The sequence below is a fragment of the Mycolicibacterium novocastrense genome (assembly GCF_001499835.1).
GTDB classification, from domain to species: Bacteria; Actinomycetota; Actinomycetes; order Mycobacteriales; family Mycobacteriaceae; genus Mycobacterium; species Mycobacterium novocastrense.
Genome location: NZ_LQIH01000034.1, coordinates 61,049 through 76,245, shown reverse-complemented (window position 1 = coordinate 76,245; position 15,197 = coordinate 61,049). Strand labels below are relative to the sequence as shown.

Here is a 15,197-nt window from a genome sequence, read left to right as displayed (position 1 = left end):
TCACCCAACCGCTGCGACCCCGATCACATTCCCAGCGCCGTCCGACCTACCGCTTCGGTCCGGCACCCGCGACAAGCCCAGGTGGCCGCGCAACGTGGTGCTCGTGTACTCGCGGCGGAACAACCCGCGGTCGCGCAGGATCGGCACGACATGGTCGACGAACAACTCCAGCCCGGACGGGAACACGTCGGGCATCAGGTTGAATCCATCGACCGCGCCCGCGACTAACCACTCCTCGATCGCGTCGGCGATCTGCTCCGGCCCGCCGATCACCAGCCGGTGCCAGGTGATCACCCGGTCGAGCAGTTGGCGCACCGTCAAGTTCTCCCGCCGCGCCAGGTTCACCACGATGTCGCGCGCACCCTGTGACCCGTGGTCGGTGACCGCGCCGTCGAGCAGATACCGCGGAAGCGGCTTGTCCCACGACAGCTCCGACGGGTCGACCGACAGCTGCGACGCCAGGTGCGCGAGCCGGCGCTCCCCCGCCAGCTCGTTCAGCTCGTCGTTGCGGCGCCGCGCCTCATCGAACGTGCTGCCGAGCACGAATGACAGCCCCGGCATGATCCGGACCGCATCCCGCGGGCGCCCGTATGCTGCGGTCCGCGAACGCAATTCGGCGGCATTCCGCAGCGCATCCGGCAGCGACGCCTGCGCCGCGAACACCCCGTCGGCGTACTTGGCCGCCAGGTCCAGCCCGCCGGCCGATCCGCCGGCCTGAAACAGCACCGGATGGCCCTGCGGCGATCGCGGAAGCGTCAACGGGCCGTCGACACTGAAGAACTCGCCGTGATGGTCGATTCTGCGGATCGCGCCGACCCTGCTGAACGCCCCGGACGCCTTGTCGGCGAGCACGGCGTCGTCGTCCCACGAATCCCACAGCGCCCGAACCACATCGATGAACTCCGCCGCCCGACGGTACCGGTCGCGCCGGTCGGGCTGCCCAGACACACCGTCCCCATGACCGAAGTTGTTCCACGCATACGGGTCAGAACTGGTGACGACGTTCCACGCCACCCGCCCGCGGCTCAAATGGTCCAGCGTCGCGAACCGGCGCGCGATGTTGTACGGCTCCTCGAACGACGTCGACACCGTGCCGATCAGCCCGAGGTGCGTGGTCGCCGATGCGAGCGTCGACAACAGCACGATCGGGTCCAACGCCAGCGGCGGTGCGGTCAACGGCTCATCCGGCGGCTGGAACAGCGACGGGCTGTCGGCGAGGAACAGCGCGTCCAGGGTCCCGCGCTCCGCGATGCGGGCAACCTCGATCCAGTAGGCCGGGTCGGCGAACCAGTGCGGGTCCGCGCTGGGATGCTGCCACGCCGCCGGGTGCATGCCGTCGGACAGCACGTTGACGCCGAGGTGCAGCTCACGCTCGGTCATGTCGGATCACCGGGCAGGGCAAGCTTTTTCACCTCGGGGTCGTTGGCGATATAGGTCTGCACCCGCGGATCCTCGAAGGCCTTGATCAGGTTCTTGATGTTCTGGGTGTCGACGTAGTCGCTGCCGACGGTCAACACCGAGGCGAACTCGTCGGGAGACTTCGGCGCGAAGATCAGCTTGTCCTCCGGCACACCCGCCGCCAGGAACGACTCCGCGTAGCCGACGATCGCGTCGAGGTCGCGCAGCGCACGCGGCTGGGCGCCGAGGTCGAGCATCGTGAACGTGAGGTTCTTCGGGTTGCCGACGATGTCTTTCTGCGTGAGCGCGGTGATGTCGGCCTCGGGCCGCAGCGTGACCAGCCCCGCCTGCGCGAGATACCAGATCGCCTGCGCGTTGTTGGCCGGATCGGTGGGCAGCGACACGCTCGCCCCCTCCGGAAGGTCCTGCGGCCGCTTGTACTTGTCGGACCAGATGCCGAACACCCAGTGGAAGAACGGACCCGTCGCGGCCTCTTCGCGGAACCCGGGGTTGGCGTCCAGGACCTGCTGCAGCCAATGCCGGTGCTGGAAAATCGTTCCGGCGTAGCGGCCGTCGCTGACGGCCTGATTGATCTGCGTGCTGTCACCGAGGCCAACAGCGGCGACCTTGACGTCGTAGTCGGCCGCGATGTTCTCGGCGATGTACTCGATGATCAGCTTCTCGGCCGGGTTCGAGTCGAGGTAAACCACCGAAAGCGTGGCCCCGGCGGTCTCGTTGGGCGAGGTGCTCCCACTCGTGCGCGCGATGACGAACACGGCGACGACGGCGACGACCACGATCGCGCCGATCAACAGCAACGGCCACCGCCGCCGCCTCGCGATCGTGAACCCGTGCTGTTCTGCCGCACTTACCGGGACGGACTCGTCGAAGCTCATGTGTTCCGGAGTCTGAACCACGACGCGGATGACGCCCATGGTTTGGATCAGGGTGAGCCGCATTGGCATTGATTCAGCGTGAGCGCAACGGTGTCGAACGCCCATCGCGTTTGACAGCGTCACCCCGATGGCGATGACGCCTGCGCACCTTCCCCCTTCGCTAGGACTTCCATGATCGAGTTGACCGACCTGACCAAGGTCTACGGCAACGGTGAGCACCGCACCGTGGTGCTCGACCGGATCAACTTCCGCGTCGAGGCGGGCGAGATCCTCGCCGTCGTCGGCCCCAGCGGTGCCGGCAAAAGCACGCTGGCGCAGTGCATCAACCTGCTGACGCTGCCGACGTCCGGATCCGTCGTCGTCAACGGTGAAGACCTGACCACGCTGTCGTCGCACAAGCTGCGGGTCGCGCGCCGGCGCATCGGCACGGTGTTCCAGTCGTCCGGGCTGTTCGAACGGCGCACCGCGGCCGAAAACGTCGCCCTGCCATTGGAATATCTCGGCGTGACGGCGACCGAGACCCGCAAGCGGGTCGCCGAGCTGCTCGACCGGGTGGGGCTGACGGAGCGCGCGAACCACTACCCCTTCCAGCTGTCCGGTGGCCAGCGGCAACGGGTCGGCATCGCCCGGGCTCTCGCGCTGCGGCCGTCGGTGCTGTTCTCCGACGAGGCGACGGCCGGGCTGGACCCGACGACCACCGCATCGGTCGTCGACCTGCTGCGCGAACTGAGAGACGACCTCAACCTGTCGATCGTGTTCATCACCCACGAGATGGACACCGTGCTGAAGATCGCCGATTCGGTGGCGCGCCTCGACCGCGGCAGCATCGTCGAGTCGGGCCGGCTCGTCGACCTGCTCACCGACCCGAACTCCGCCCTGGGCGCGGAACTGCGCCCGCAAGGCGTGGCCGCCAACGCCGCGGCGGGTCAGCGGGTATGGCAGGTGGTGTACGACGCGCCGGATGTGCCGTCGGACTGGATCGCCCGCGCGTCAGCGGATCTCGGCGCGCCGCTGTCGGTGTTGGGCGCGTCCGTGCAGCAGGTCGACGGGGTGGCGGTCGGCAGCGCGACGCTGGGCATCGCCGACGGGTTGAGCGCGCGGGTTCCGGAGGTGTTGGGGCGCTACGGGCTGGCGACGACCGGCTCCGTCGCGCACAAGGAGTTGGAGGGCGTGGCGTGACGACCACCGTACTGGCCAACGCCAAGGTCCCGTTCAACGAGCTGCCCGCCTTGCTGTTCCCCGCGCTGCTCGACACGCTGATCATGGTCGGCATCGTGATGACCGTTGTGGTGTTGGTCGGTGTTCCGCTGGGCGCGCTGGTTCACAACCTGGCTCCCGGCGGACTGTTCGAAAACCCGGCCCTGCACACGGTTTTGAGTTGGATCATCAGCATCGGGCGGTCGCTGCCCTTCCTGATCCTGATGGCCGCGATCATGCCGTTCACCCGGTTCATCACCGGCACGAACATCGGGATCGCGGCGGCGGTGGTCCCGATGTCGCTGGCCGGTATCGCGTTCTTCACCCGCATCGTGGAGAACTCGCTGCGCTCGGTGCCGCCGTCGGTGGTGCAGGTTGCGCGCGCGTCGGGCGGATCGCGACTGCAGATCGTCCGCACGGCGCAGATCAACGAGGCGGTGCCCTCGATCCTCGGTGGCCTGACCATCAACATCATCGCGATGATCGAATACACGGCCATCGCGGGCACGATTCGGCGCGGGCGGAATCGGCTACGTCGCCGTGACATACGGCTACCAACGCTTCGATCAGGGCGTCATGCTCGCCACGATCGTGATCCTGGTCGTCACCGTCGCCGCGGTGCAGTTGATCGGCGATGCGCTTGTCCGGTTCACCACACCGCATGCGCGGGTCCGCGCGGCGACAGTCTGAGAGGAAGTCATGGCAACGACAACCACGCCGGTCGACGGCGACCACGGATTCGAGCTCAAGCGCAGACCGAAGTGGGTGTGGATCGCGCTGAGCCTGCTCGTCGTCATCGCGCTCGTCATCGCGGCGCGCTTCGTGTTCTTCGGTAAAGCGCAGTCCCCTAACGAGATCGAGGGCGCGACGCTCGTCGTCGCCACCAATGAGGGCAACGCCGCCGAGCAGGCGCTGATCGAGTTCATTGCACGCGAGGTCGCGCCCAAGCACGGCATCACGGTGGCGTTCCGCGGGCTGGCGGACAGCAACACCATCAACCGCGCGGTCAGCGACGGCGAGGTGGCCGGCACCATCTATCAGCACAAGCTGTGGCTGGGACAGGTACTCGAGGCCAACCCCGACTTCCGCGAGGAGGCGGCGACGCCGGTGTTCCGCTGGGGCTTCGGCATCTGGTCGGACAAGTACAAGACCCCGGCACAGCTGCCGGACGGGGCGAACGTGTCGCTGTACTCGGATCCCGCCAACGAGGCGCAGGGGTTGTGGCTGCTCGAACGCGCCGGGCTGATCACGCTCGATCCGGCGGTGGACAAGTGGACGGCCACGCAGAAGGACATCGTCGCCAACCCGAAGAACCTCGAGTTCACGCTGCTGGACTTCGCGGCGCAGTCACGCTCACTGCCGGATCTCGATGCGGCCGTCGGCTACACCGAGTACTACCTGGCCGCGAAAGTGCCACTGCAGTACCAGATCTTCGCCCCGCCGGCGCCGGACGAGTTCGCCGGGCAGCTGACCATCGGCAGCCGGTGGGCCGACACCGACAACATCAAGAAGCTCGTCGAGACGTTCAAAGACGCTGCGGTGCAACAGTTCCTGGCCACCGATCCGAGCGTCAAGAACATCCTGCTGCCGCTGTAGCGGCTAGGCGAGTTCAAACACCGGGATGACGCGGTCGGTGCGCTGCTGGTACTCGCCGAAACCGGGCGCGCGCTCGACGACGATGCGGTAGATGCGGTCGCGTTCGTCGCGCGGAAGCTCGCGGGCGGTCACCTGCCGGGGCGGATCGGCACCGATCTCCACCGACGCGGTCGGGTTGGCGCGCAGGTTGAATACCCACCCCGGGCTCGCCGGGCGGCCCGCGGACGAGCCGACGACGTAGATACGGCCGTCGATGTCGAAGTACGCGACGGGGTTGACACGCTGCTGCCCGCTCTTGGCACCGGTCGAGGTGAGCAGCAGCAGCGGAAATCCCTCGAACTGGCCGCCGACCTTGCCGCCGTTGCGGCGGAACTCCTCGATGTTGCGCTCGTTGAAGTCGCGCTCGGCGGCCTTGTCATCGGTCATCGGGTCATCGTGGCACGTGCGGTGGCCTTCCGGTCGCGAGATCGGCCGCAGCGCCTAGCCTGATGTGGTGCTGACCGAACTGATCGAGTTGCCCGCGGGCACCTTCCAGATGGGATCGACCGACTTCTACCCGGAGGAGGCACCCGTCCACGAGGTGACGGTCGAGGCGTTCTCGATCGAGCGCCATCCGGTCACCACCGCGCAGTTCGCCGAGTTCGTCGCCGAGACCGGTTACGTCACGATCGCCGAGCGGGAACTCGACCCCGCCGCCTACCCCGGGGCCGATCCCGCTGACCTGGTGCCCGGCGCGCTCGTGTTCCGCCCGACCCGCGGCCCGGTCGACCTGCGCGACTGGCGGCAGTGGTGGACCTGGGTGCCCGGCGCCAGTTGGCGCCACCCATTCGGGCCCGACTCGTCGATCGACGACCGCCCCGACCACCCCGTGGTGCAGGTCGCGTATCCGGACGCGGCGGCCTACGCGGCGTGGGCGGGGCGCCGACTGCCGACCGAAGCGGAGTGGGAGTACGCTGCGCGGGCCGGATCCCAAGCCCGCTACGCCTGGGGCGACGACGTGCAGCCCGACGGACGCCTGATGGCCAACACCTGGCAGGGCCGCTTCCCCTACCGCAACGACGGCGCGCTCGGCTGGGTCGGCACCTCGCCGGTGGGCACGTTCCCGCCCAACGCATTCGGTGTGGTCGACATGATCGGCAACGTCTGGGAATGGACGACGACGACGTACTCGCCGCGCCACAGCCCCCAGAAGTCGGGCTGCTGTGCACCCCCGACCGGTGACCCGTCGAAATTCCAGACGCTCAAGGGCGGCTCGCACCTGTGCGCACCCGAGTACTGCCATCGCTACCGCCCGGCCGCGCGGTCGTCGCAGTCGCAGGACAGCGCCACCACGCACATCGGGTTCCGCTGCGCCGCCTGACAGGTCGACCTGTCGTACCCCACACATACAGTGCCAGCCATGACTACTACGGTCGCCGTCGCTTTGGCCCGTCCACGCGGATCCGCAATCCGCTACTCGGCCTGCTCGGGCAAACAACGCTGGACCGGAAGCGTGCGGGCGGATTCGGTCGAGACGGCGATCCTCGACGTCGTGCGACGCGTCCGCGAGGAGTCCGAGACTGAGCGGCTGCGGTTCCTTGTGGAGGCACCGCCGCGGAGCGTGTTGTGGGCGCTGCGCGACGAGATTGCCCTGTTGATACCCGGTGCGCACCTCGACCGTCCGCGCTTCACCGACGAACAGTTGGTGCGCGCGGCGTATGAAGGACTGCGCGTCGTACCGTTCACAACGGCAGCAGGATCCGCTGAGCGACAACAATTTTGACGTGTAGGACGTCCAACCGCACATCGGCGTCCCGCTTCCCACCCTCACGAGAACCTTCCCGACGCAACAGTTTATTGACACGCGCGGCAATCAGGCGTTGAGTCTAGGTGCCTTCGCGTCCGCATGAGGGCGCGCCGAGGCTTGCACCCGGCCGCCCGGCCCCGCGCAAATTGACCGAAGGGGCTGTCATGGCAGACGTGGATTATTGCGTTGTGGGTGCCGGGTTCGCCGGCCTGACCGCGGCACTGCGCTTGAAACAAGCGGGTCATTCGGTGGCGCTGCTGGAAGCCCGCGACCGTGTCGGCGGTCGCACCTTCACGGAGGTACGCGACGACGGGGCGTGGATCGACCGCGGCGGCGCGTGGATCGGTCCGGGGCAGGACGCGATCTATGCGCTCATGAAGGAATTCGGGGTGCCGAGCTACAAGCAGTACACCGACGGCGACGCCATGATGTTCGTCGACGGCAAGAAGTACCGGTACACCGGAACCATTCCGCTGTCGATGAGTCCGTGGGCGGTCGCCAACATCGGCACGGTGTTTCTCGAGCTCACGCAGATGTGCAAGACCATTCCGGTGGAGGCGCCGTGGACCGCACGCAAGGCGCAGAAGTGGGACCAGACCAGCTGGGCGGCGTGGCTTGACAGGAACACGCTGTCCAAACCCGCCCGCGAACTGCTGGAAAGCGCTGTTGCGGGGCTGTATACGTCTGCGGCATCGGAGATTTCCTTGCTGTTCGTGCTGTATCAGATGGCATCGGCCGGCGGCCCGAGCTTCGTGCTAGGCGTCAAGGATGCAGCCGAGGACGAGCGGCCGGTCGGCGGCATGGGCGCCATCCACCGTGCGGTCGCAGCCGAGCTCGGTGACGTCATCCACCTGTCGCAGCCGGTGCGCAGCGTCGAGCAGAATGCCGACGGGGTGATCGTGCGCTCCGAGGACATGGTGGTCAACGCGCGACGGGCCATCGTCGCGGTGCCGATCTCGATAGCTAGCCAGATCTCCTATGAGCCAATGCTTCCCGTCGACCGGTCGTTCCTGCACCAACGCATGCCGAGCGGGGCGGTCTACAAGATCGCGCTGGTGTTCGACGAGCCGTTCTGGCGGGCCGACGGCCTGTCGGGGCAGTCGTTCGGGCCCGGATCGCCGGCGAGCCTGACGATCGACTCGTGCACCGACACCGGCACTCCGGGAATGCTCACGGTGATCACCGAGGGTCCCGAAGCGCGCCGGTTGACCAACCTCGACGAGGACGAGCGCAGGAGCGCGGTCCTGGGCGCTGTCGCGGAACGTCTTGGCGACAAAGCGCTCAAACCGGTCGACTATGTCGAACAGAACTGGACCATCGAACGGTACTCCGGCGGAGGGATGATCGCGCACTCCCCTCCGGGGGTGCTCACCGAGTTCGGACCCGCGCTGCGTGAGCCGTGCGGACGGATCCACTGGGCCGGCACCGAGACGTCGGCGGTGATGTATGGGTTCATCGACGGCGCCGTGCGTTCCGGTGAGCGCGCCGCGGCCGAGGTCATGGCCCGCGAAGCGATGGCTATGGCTTGACCGAGGGGTCGTGCGCGTCGCGCCACGCCTGCCATATTTCGGGGCGCAGCCGACCGCGGTCGGGTACCGGCAGGCCCGCGTCGCGCGCCCACGCGCGGACTTCGGCGGTGCTCGGTTCGGACTCCGCACCCGCCGGCCCAGATATTGCGATTCGCTCCCCCGAGATGCGTTGTTGCGCAGCTTCTTCGGTGAGCGCCCAAGTGTGCGCGGCAGCGAGGAAACGGTAGGTCCATTCCTCGGCGAGCTGGCGAGTCTCGCAGAACACGATCGGCACACTGGGCCACCGAATCTGCAACTCGGCGAGGGCGTCGGCGACCACGGCGGGGCGGACGAAGTTGTGCCGGAACAGTTGCGAGTAGCGGTCTTCGACCACAACCGCTGCGCGCGGGAGTGCCGAGAGATGGGCGACCTGAAAGCGAAGCTTGCCGGTGGTCAGGCCGGACACGAGATCGGGTAGTGATTTTCGTTCCACGCTGGCCACCAGCGAGCCGTCCACGGTGATCCCGTAGTCACCGCATGGCAGTGCCCGCTTCACGATGCTGACCTGTTGCGAGCTGAAGGTGTAGGCGTACCGCTCATGCGCATCCACCAGCACCTGCAACTCTTCGATACCTTGAGCGCGTGCGGTCGGCGTTCGCACGTTGGGGCGTGCTTGTTTACGGGTCCGCGGCGACTGCCAGAACACCACCTCGCGGCCCCGGGCAGTGGTGAACACGATCTGGGAGCGGTTCTCACGCCCCCGCTGCAGAATGACATCGATGGCCGCGCCCCGGCGCTGACACGATTGCAGCGGAAGCCGTTCGATGACCTCGGCGTCGGCGGGCCACTCGTCAAGACTCATCGGGTGGCAGTACAGCGCTTTGACTCGCGGCCACGTGCCCGAGGTCCGGAAGACCAGATCCCCGCCCGGTTGCGGAAGTCGCAACAGATACCGCAGCCGGGAATCGGGCTGCGGGTTCGCCGCGATCAGCAATTCCGCCACGCGCTCCAGTGTGCCGCGTGCGGGCGGGATTCGGCAGAGCCGATGCCCGTCCGCCGCGTAGATCAGGCGATGAGGACTGCCACGTCGCTGTGCAGATGCGCCAGGCCAGAGTCGAGCGTCGCCAACTGTGCACCCCGGCTGCGCGCGAGTTGAGCGAGGTAGGCATCGGTCACCTGCCGGTGTCCGATGATCCCCGTGGGGTCGATCTCGGCATACGACACCTCGTCGGGCCAAAACTCGTGGCGCGCCGCGGCTCCCAGGCCGATGATGACCTCGCGAGCGGCGCTGGCCGGCTGACCGGCACGGATCAAAAACCTCATCAAGCTGCCCTGGGTGAGCGGACATGTCGCGAACGGCGTCTTCGATTTCGACAACCACTCGGCAGAAATATCGTGGTGTACATGGTCCCTCACGACGAGCGCCACAAGCACATTCGCGTCGAGCAGCACGGTCACCTACTCATCCTCGAACGACCGCACGTCCTCGGATGTCACCACCGTGCCGACGCTGATGACCGGCAGGCCCGTCCTGGGATCGGTCGAAACCGGCGCCACGCTGTGGGCACCCAGTCCCCGTCTCATCAGATCTGCAACGGTCTGACTCAAGGAGCGGCCCGTGTCGCGGGCGATCGCTAGCGCCTGTTTATGCAGGTCCTCTGGTAGATCCACGGTCGTGCGCATACCCGACCATAGCATCAGATCATCATGGTGCGGTGATGCACACAACAAGCGCCGGCGGTGTCGCCTACGTCGGCTGTGGACAACTTCCTGGGACCCCGAAGCCACGAGGTACTGTCCGACCAGTGAGCGGGGATCTGATCCTCACCGACGAGTTCCGGGAGGCCTTGGCGCTCCTGGCCGGCGGCAAGCATCTGTTTCTCACGGGCAAGGCGGGCACCGGCAAGTCGACGCTGATCCGTCGCTTCATGGCGGACACGGACCGCAACGTCGTGGTGGTCGCGCCGACGGGGATCGCAGCGCTCAACGTCGACGGCTACACCATTCACCGGCTGTTCGGCTTCCGTACGACGACGACGCTGGGCGACGTCACCGGCGGTCAGTACCGGCCGGGCCGATTCGCCAGGACGCTGGCGTCGCTGCAGACATTGATCATCGACGAGGCCTCCATGGTCCGCGCCGACGTCTTCGACATGGTCGCCACGGCGCTGGAGCGCTACGGACCGGAGCCGGGCGTGCCGTTCGGCGGCGTGCAGATCGTGCTCGTCGGCGACCTGTACCAGCTTCCACCGGTGGTCGGCGACGGCGAAGAAACCTACTTCTCGACGGTCTATGAGACTCCCTACTTCTTCTCGGCTCGCAAGTTCGCCCGCGAGGACTTCCCCACCATCTCGTTGACGACGGTCTTCCGCCAACTCGGCGACGACCGGATGACCGCGATCCTCAACGAGATTCGTGAAGGCGTCCTACTCGGCCACGCCCAGGAGCAGCTCAACGCGCGCGCCGACAACGACTTCATCCCGCCCGACGACGAGTTCTGGCTGACACTCGCGCCGACCAATCGACTCGTGACCGCACGCAACCGCCAGCATCTCGAGCGGCTCGACGGCGACGAGATGATGCACCGCGCCCGCGAGTCCGGCGACTTGTCGCTGTTCGACAAGCCGATCGAGGACGAACTGCGCTTCAAGGTCGGCGCGCAGGTGATGATGCTCAACAACGACCAGGGCAACCGGTGGGTCAACGGCTCGATCGGCCGTGTCGTCGGCGTCGGCTACGACCGCTACGGCGTCGTGGTCGAGGTCGAGTTCGCCGACGGATCATGCGCGGAGGTCACGCCTTTCACGTGGGAGGCGACGCGCCCGGTGGTCGACGGCGGCACGCTGCGTCGTGAGGTGATCGGCACGTTCACGCAGCTGCCGTTCAAGCTGGCGTGGGCGATCACGATCCACAAGAGCCAGGGGCAGACGCTGGAGCGCGTCGTCGTCGATCTCACCGGCGGCATGTTCTCCACGGGTCAGTTGTACGTGGCATTGAGCCGGTGCACCTCGCTGGCGGGGTTGGTGCTGAAACGCCCTGTGTTGCCGAAAGATTTGAAGACCGACCGGCGCATCGCGCGCTTCCTGCGCATCTCGGTCGGCGGTGCCGCGGCGCGCAGGTACTGCGCGATCGGCATGCTCACCGTCGGCGACGAAGGACGGATGTCGCGGCCGCGGCCGGTGGAGCTGGCGGTGGCCTTCGACGACGGTACCGCCGTCTCCACGCTGGTCAACCCCCAGCGTGATCTGGCCGATGCGCGAAACGCCTACGGCATCAGCGTGTCCGATGTGCTGCTGGCGCCGACGCTGCGCGAAGCCTGGGCGGTGATCGCGCCGATGCTGGCCGGCTGCACGCCCGTAGGGCCGGGAGTGGACGAGACGTTGGGGCTGATCGACTTCGAGCTCAAACGCCTCGGCCACGTCACGCCGATGCCGCTGGGGGTCGAACTGCGCGGAGCGCGCGTGACGGGGCGGACGGCGTTGGAACGTGCGCGGTCGGCGCTGGGGGCGTTGGCTACCGCGGACGTCGAGGAGGGTTCGTCGCCGTTCGAGGAACCCGAACCTGCGGAGTCGGTTTCGGGTCTCCTGGTCAGCCGCGACCCGGACGTGTCGACCCCGACGGCCGAGCATCTGCCCGGGTTGTCGGCGCTGTTACGCATCAGCCGCGACGTCGGAGCGGTGCTGCTGGGCGCATCGGTGCAGCGAGACCTGGAATCGTCGTGGGACGCGGCGGCCCAGTCGACGGTCGCGGATCAGTTGCGTGCGGCGGCCTCCCGGACGTTGCTGCCCGACGAGGTGGTGCCGCGCCTGCACGCGGTGTCGGACCTGCTGGGCGTCGACGTGGTGAGCGACGCGGAGTTGGCCACCCGCCACGACATCGGAGAAGCACTGGCGCCTGGCGCACGGATCTGTTTCACCGGAACGGCTTTGGACCCGAACGGCCGCGTGGTGGAGCGCGACGAGATCGAGCGGATGGCTGCGAAGGCGGGCCTGAAGCCGGTGGGGTCAGTGACCAAGACGCGTTGCGAGGTGCTGGTCACGGCCGAGGCGGGCACGCAGTCGGGTAAGGCGCGCAAGGCGCAGGAGTACGGCAAGCCGGTGTTCACCGCCGAGGAGTTCTTTGCCTGGCTGGCCGATCGCTAACCGGGTTTCAAGCGCACCATGTCCTCAACTGTGTCCCGATCTCGGACACGTCGTCGATCACACCCGAAGCGATGGCGATCACGAAGTCGAAACGAGCGTCCTCGCCTGCCGTCACCCACAGAGGGAAGCAACCGCGGCCGCCTTGGTGTGGATGTCGGGATAGGCGTCGGCCCCCGCGACGGTGGTCCTGGACCGCGCCACCGCCGATTCCAACAGGCCGTAGTCCCTGACGACCACATCATTGGAGATCGCCCGCCCCGCGATCAGGAGCAAGTCATCGAGCCCAGGTAGACGCGCGTCCCGCTCGGCGATGTCACCCGCGAGAAGTAACGTCGGCTCATGGCGAACGTGAAGACGCGCGTCGCCCGCGCGGCAGATGCGGTGCTGGCCGAACGAGGAGCGGTCCGAACCATCGACGTTCTCGTGGAACTGGGCTGGCTTGCGCAACCGAACGTCGAGCGGTGGGAGCGGGGCCGAGTTCCGCGGCTGGAGATGTGCGTACAGGTCGGCGGCGACAAGGTCGTCGAAGCCGCGGAGGCATCGCGGCGCTGGGCCGAAGAGCGCGGGCTCGAACAGCGTGAGGCCACCTATGGCGATCTGGTCTTCACCGCCGAAGGCAACCCCGACGTCGAACAGGCCTACCGCACGTATTGGGCGACGGCGGGTCACGTCGAGCCGGTGCGCGAACAGCCGCGTCCCCGCGACCTCGTCGTGATCTCGCCGCACAACCCCTGGGACTGTTCGTCGTGCGGCGACGCTCATGACCCCGGCGATCTGCTGGTCCAGGGCACGATCGGCACCCTGTGCCTCGACTGCGCCGACCTCGGCCATCTCGAATTCCTGCCGTCCGGTGACGCCGCGCTCACCCGTCGCTCCAAGAAGGCCAGCCGGTTGTCCGCGGTCGTGGTGCGCTGGGCCAGGCGACGTCATCGCTACGAACGACAGGGCGTCCTGGTGGAGTCGGCAGCGATCGAACACGCCGCGCGAGAATGCCTGTCGGACACGGACTTACGGGCAAGGCGCCGCGATCGCGACAGGATTCGTCGCGCCGATGAGGACGTGCGCTTCCAGGGCGAGTTCGCCGCCGCGATCCGTGAGCAGTTCCCCGGGTGTCCCCCGGACCGCGCGGAAGCGATCGCGATGCACACCGCGGCGCGCGGCAGCGGCAGGGTGGGCCGCAGCGCCGCGGCACGGAGTTTTGACCCCGAAGCGGTCCGACTCGCCGTCGCCGCGTCGATCCGCCATATCGACACCGAATACGACGACCTGCTGATGTCGGGTGTCGACCGCGACACCGCCAGGGCGCGGGTGTACGACCGCGTCGAGGATGTCCTCACCGCCTGGCGCGAGGGTGTCACGCTGCTCGACACCTGACTATCGCCGTTCGTCGCGGCGGGCGAGCGGCTCCCGCAGCGTCGGCAATACCCGTTGATCCTTCGGCCGGTTGGCGGCCTGCTCCGCACGGATCACGTCGGCGAGCGATGCGATTTCGACTGTCACACCGTAGATTTCGGTCGAGATCTGTTATATACCGTCGGCCTCCGGGAGCGCGTCCTGCCGGTGGAAGTGCCGCCACAACCGCGCTCCGCCCGAGAGCGCAACGAGCACCCCGACGCCGCCGATCACGATGCCGGCGAACAGCGACAGGAACATCGGATCGACGGAGTCGCCGGTGGTTCCGGCTCCGAAGATGCCGCCGACCAGGAACCCGAACAGGGGCGCCAGCACCGCCACCGCCGTTCCCAGCAGCGCGCGCCACAGCCCGGGTGGCGTCGGCTCGAGCACGACGGGACGCCCATCGTCCAAGACGTCGTCCGTCTCGCCGACGGCCGCGGGGTCAGGTGTGGTGCTACTCATCGGATTTCACCCTCCTGATGTGGGGAACCGCCTCACTGGGGCCGCCCGCGTCGACGGCCTTGTCGGACCGTGAACCTTCGAGGAACGGGCGCACGATGTCCATCGGGATCGGGAAGACGACGGTGGAGTTCTGGTCGGCGCCGAGCTCGAGCAGCGTCTGCAGATAGCGGAGTTGCAGCGACGCCGGGCTCTCGCTGAGCGTGATCGCCGCATCGCGCAGTTCCGTCGACGCCTGCAGCTCGCCGCGCGCGCTGATCACCTTGGCGCGCCGTTCCCGTTCGGCCTCGGCCTCGCGGGCCATCGCGCGCTGCATCATCTCGGGGATCTCGACGTCCTTGATCTCGACGACCTCGACGACGATCCCCCATGGTTCGGTCTGTTTCGCGATCGACGCCGCGAGATCCTCGTTGAGATCGGCGCGGTGCGCGAGCAGCGTGTCGAGGTCGGCGCGCCCGACGACCGAACGCAGCGTGGTCTGCGCGATCTGCGACGTCGCGATCGCGAAATTCTCCACGGCCATCACCGATTTCGTCGGATCGGTCACCCGGAACAGCACCACGGCGTTGACGCGCGCGGTGACATTGTCGCGGGTGATGACCTCCTGCGGCGGGATCGTCAGCGTCACCGTCCGCAGGTCGACGCGCACGAGCTTGTCGATGCCCGGCAGCACGACGACGATGCCGGGTCCCAGGGGCCCACGCAGCCGGCCGAGGCGGAACGCCACACCACGCTCGTACTCCTTGACCACGCGTATCGATGCGACCGCAGCCGCCAGCAGCACGATCGCGAAGAAAACCACAACCACCATCCAGGCGTC

General features: G+C 67.6%; 16 protein-coding genes and 2 pseudogenes. 8 read left to right on the top strand and 10 right to left on the bottom strand.

The window, feature by feature from the left end:
* A complete protein-coding gene (locus AU072_RS20170; protein WP_064415438.1) occupies positions 1–1,380 on the bottom strand; it encodes an LLM class flavin-dependent oxidoreductase in 1,380 nt (459 codons plus the stop codon).
* Positions 1,377–2,294 carry a MetQ/NlpA family ABC transporter substrate-binding protein gene (locus AU072_RS20165; protein ID WP_064415574.1) on the bottom strand — a complete coding sequence of 306 codons (918 nt, stop codon included), beginning with the start codon at positions 2,292–2,294 and terminating at the stop codon, positions 1,377–1,379. Before AU072_RS20165 ends, AU072_RS20170 begins: the two co-directional genes overlap by 4 nt.
* 171 nt (positions 2,295–2,465) lie before the next feature.
* On the opposite strand from AU072_RS20165, the gene AU072_RS20160 reads away from it, so the two are divergent.
* The 3 genes and pseudogenes from AU072_RS20160 to AU072_RS20150 all read left to right on the top strand — a co-directional run bounded on the left by AU072_RS20160 (position 2,466) and on the right by AU072_RS20150 (position 5,087).
* The gene (locus AU072_RS20160; RefSeq protein ID WP_064415437.1) at positions 2,466–3,473 is read left to right on the top strand and encodes a methionine ABC transporter ATP-binding protein; all 1,008 of its coding nucleotides are present in this window, start codon (positions 2,466–2,468) and stop codon (positions 3,471–3,473) included.
* A pseudogene (locus AU072_RS20155) lies at positions 3,470–4,181 on the top strand (methionine ABC transporter permease). Before AU072_RS20160 ends, AU072_RS20155 begins: the two are co-directional and overlap by 4 nt.
* A 9-nt stretch (positions 4,182–4,190) precedes the next feature.
* A complete protein-coding gene (locus AU072_RS20150) occupies positions 4,191–5,087 on the top strand; it encodes a MetQ/NlpA family ABC transporter substrate-binding protein (protein ID WP_064415436.1) in 897 nt (298 codons plus the stop codon).
* A gap of 3 nt (positions 5,088–5,090) precedes the next feature.
* Here the strand turns inward: AU072_RS20150 and AU072_RS20145 are convergent, their stop codons facing one another.
* Complete coding sequence (locus tag AU072_RS20145) at positions 5,091–5,513, bottom strand: nitroreductase family deazaflavin-dependent oxidoreductase (RefSeq protein WP_064415435.1); 423 nt, start codon at positions 5,511–5,513, stop codon at positions 5,091–5,093.
* A gap of 67 nt (positions 5,514–5,580) precedes the next feature.
* Between AU072_RS20145 and AU072_RS20140 the strand changes: the two genes are divergently transcribed.
* From AU072_RS20140 to AU072_RS20130, 3 genes are all read left to right on the top strand, one after another.
* Complete coding sequence (locus AU072_RS20140) at positions 5,581–6,447, top strand: formylglycine-generating enzyme family protein (RefSeq protein WP_064415573.1); 867 nt, start codon at positions 5,581–5,583, stop codon at positions 6,445–6,447.
* Between the two features lie 39 nt (positions 6,448–6,486).
* Positions 6,487–6,849 carry a hypothetical protein gene (locus tag AU072_RS20135; protein ID WP_133147306.1) on the top strand — a complete coding sequence of 121 codons (363 nt, stop codon included), beginning with the start codon at positions 6,487–6,489 and terminating at the stop codon, positions 6,847–6,849.
* A 188-nt stretch (positions 6,850–7,037) separates the two neighbouring features.
* On the top strand, positions 7,038–8,402 hold the full coding sequence (locus AU072_RS20130; RefSeq protein WP_064415433.1) for a flavin monoamine oxidase family protein: 1,365 nt from the start codon (positions 7,038–7,040) through the stop codon (positions 8,400–8,402).
* On the opposite strand, the gene AU072_RS20125 is transcribed toward AU072_RS20130, so the two are convergent.
* From AU072_RS20125 to AU072_RS20115, 3 genes are all read right to left on the bottom strand, one after another.
* Positions 8,392–9,384 (bottom strand): ERCC4 domain-containing protein, encoded by a 993-nt coding sequence (locus tag AU072_RS20125; RefSeq protein ID WP_064415432.1) that lies wholly within the window; start codon positions 9,382–9,384, stop codon positions 8,392–8,394. The genes AU072_RS20130 and AU072_RS20125 overlap by 11 nt on opposite strands.
* Before the next feature lie 62 nt (positions 9,385–9,446).
* Positions 9,447–9,839: a TA system VapC family ribonuclease toxin gene (locus AU072_RS20120; RefSeq protein WP_064415431.1), complete on the bottom strand. Its 393-nt coding sequence runs from the start codon at positions 9,837–9,839 to the stop codon at positions 9,447–9,449.
* Positions 9,840–10,064: a hypothetical protein gene (locus tag AU072_RS20115; RefSeq protein WP_064415430.1), complete on the bottom strand. Its 225-nt coding sequence runs from the start codon at positions 10,062–10,064 to the stop codon at positions 9,840–9,842.
* Between the two features lie 122 nt (positions 10,065–10,186).
* On the opposite strand from AU072_RS20115, the gene AU072_RS20110 reads away from it, so the two are divergent.
* Positions 10,187–12,523, top strand: coding sequence for an AAA family ATPase (locus AU072_RS20110; RefSeq protein WP_082680769.1), 2,337 nt, complete (start codon positions 10,187–10,189; stop codon positions 12,521–12,523).
* Positions 12,524–12,530: 7 nt separating this feature from the next.
* Here AU072_RS20110 and AU072_RS20105 read toward each other — a convergent pair.
* A pseudogene (locus AU072_RS20105) lies at positions 12,531–12,835 on the bottom strand (type II toxin-antitoxin system death-on-curing family toxin).
* Between the two features lie 27 nt (positions 12,836–12,862).
* Here AU072_RS20105 and AU072_RS20100 point away from each other — a divergent pair.
* Positions 12,863–13,897 carry a DUF2293 domain-containing protein gene (locus tag AU072_RS20100; protein ID WP_064415429.1) on the top strand — a complete coding sequence of 345 codons (1,035 nt, stop codon included), beginning with the start codon at positions 12,863–12,865 and terminating at the stop codon, positions 13,895–13,897.
* On the opposite strand, the gene AU072_RS28820 is transcribed toward AU072_RS20100, so the two are convergent.
* The 3 genes from AU072_RS28820 to AU072_RS20090 are packed head-to-tail and all read right to left on the bottom strand — an operon-like array spanning position 13,898 to position 15,188.
* Positions 13,898–14,023: a hypothetical protein gene (locus AU072_RS28820; RefSeq protein WP_263987711.1), complete on the bottom strand. Its 126-nt coding sequence runs from the start codon at positions 14,021–14,023 to the stop codon at positions 13,898–13,900.
* A 24-nt stretch (positions 14,024–14,047) separates the two neighbouring features.
* Complete coding sequence (locus AU072_RS20095; RefSeq protein ID WP_064415428.1) at positions 14,048–14,380, bottom strand: hypothetical protein; 333 nt, start codon at positions 14,378–14,380, stop codon at positions 14,048–14,050.
* A complete protein-coding gene (locus AU072_RS20090; protein ID WP_235629852.1) occupies positions 14,373–15,188 on the bottom strand; it encodes an SPFH domain-containing protein in 816 nt (271 codons plus the stop codon). Before AU072_RS20090 ends, AU072_RS20095 begins: the two co-directional genes overlap by 8 nt.
* Positions 15,189–15,197 lie beyond the last annotated feature (9 nt).

Bases quoted from the DNA above. Each gene is read 5' to 3' on its own strand.
- AU072_RS20170 (WP_064415438.1), bottom strand. From the start codon at position 1,380: ATGACCGAGCGTGAGCTGCACCTCGGCGTCAACGTGCTGTCCGACGGC.
- AU072_RS20165 (WP_064415574.1), bottom strand. From the start codon at position 2,294: ATGAGCTTCGACGAGTCCGTCCCGGTAAGTGCGGCAGAACAGCACGGG.
- AU072_RS20160 (WP_064415437.1), top strand. From the start codon at position 2,466: ATGATCGAGTTGACCGACCTGACCAAGGTCTACGGCAACGGTGAGCAC.
- AU072_RS20150 (WP_064415436.1), top strand. From the start codon at position 4,191: ATGGCAACGACAACCACGCCGGTCGACGGCGACCACGGATTCGAGCTC.
- AU072_RS20145 (WP_064415435.1), bottom strand. From the start codon at position 5,513: ATGACCGATGACAAGGCCGCCGAGCGCGACTTCAACGAGCGCAACATC.
- AU072_RS20135 (WP_133147306.1), top strand. From the start codon at position 6,487: ATGACTACTACGGTCGCCGTCGCTTTGGCCCGTCCACGCGGATCCGCA.
- AU072_RS20130 (WP_064415433.1), top strand. From the start codon at position 7,038: ATGGCAGACGTGGATTATTGCGTTGTGGGTGCCGGGTTCGCCGGCCTG.
- AU072_RS20115 (WP_064415430.1), bottom strand. From the start codon at position 10,064: ATGCGCACGACCGTGGATCTACCAGAGGACCTGCATAAACAGGCGCTA.
- AU072_RS20100 (WP_064415429.1), top strand. From the start codon at position 12,863: ATGGCGAACGTGAAGACGCGCGTCGCCCGCGCGGCAGATGCGGTGCTG.
- AU072_RS20095 (WP_064415428.1), bottom strand. From the start codon at position 14,380: ATGAGTAGCACCACACCTGACCCCGCGGCCGTCGGCGAGACGGACGAC.
- AU072_RS20090 (WP_235629852.1), bottom strand. From the start codon at position 15,188: ATGGTGGTTGTGGTTTTCTTCGCGATCGTGCTGCTGGCGGCTGCGGTC.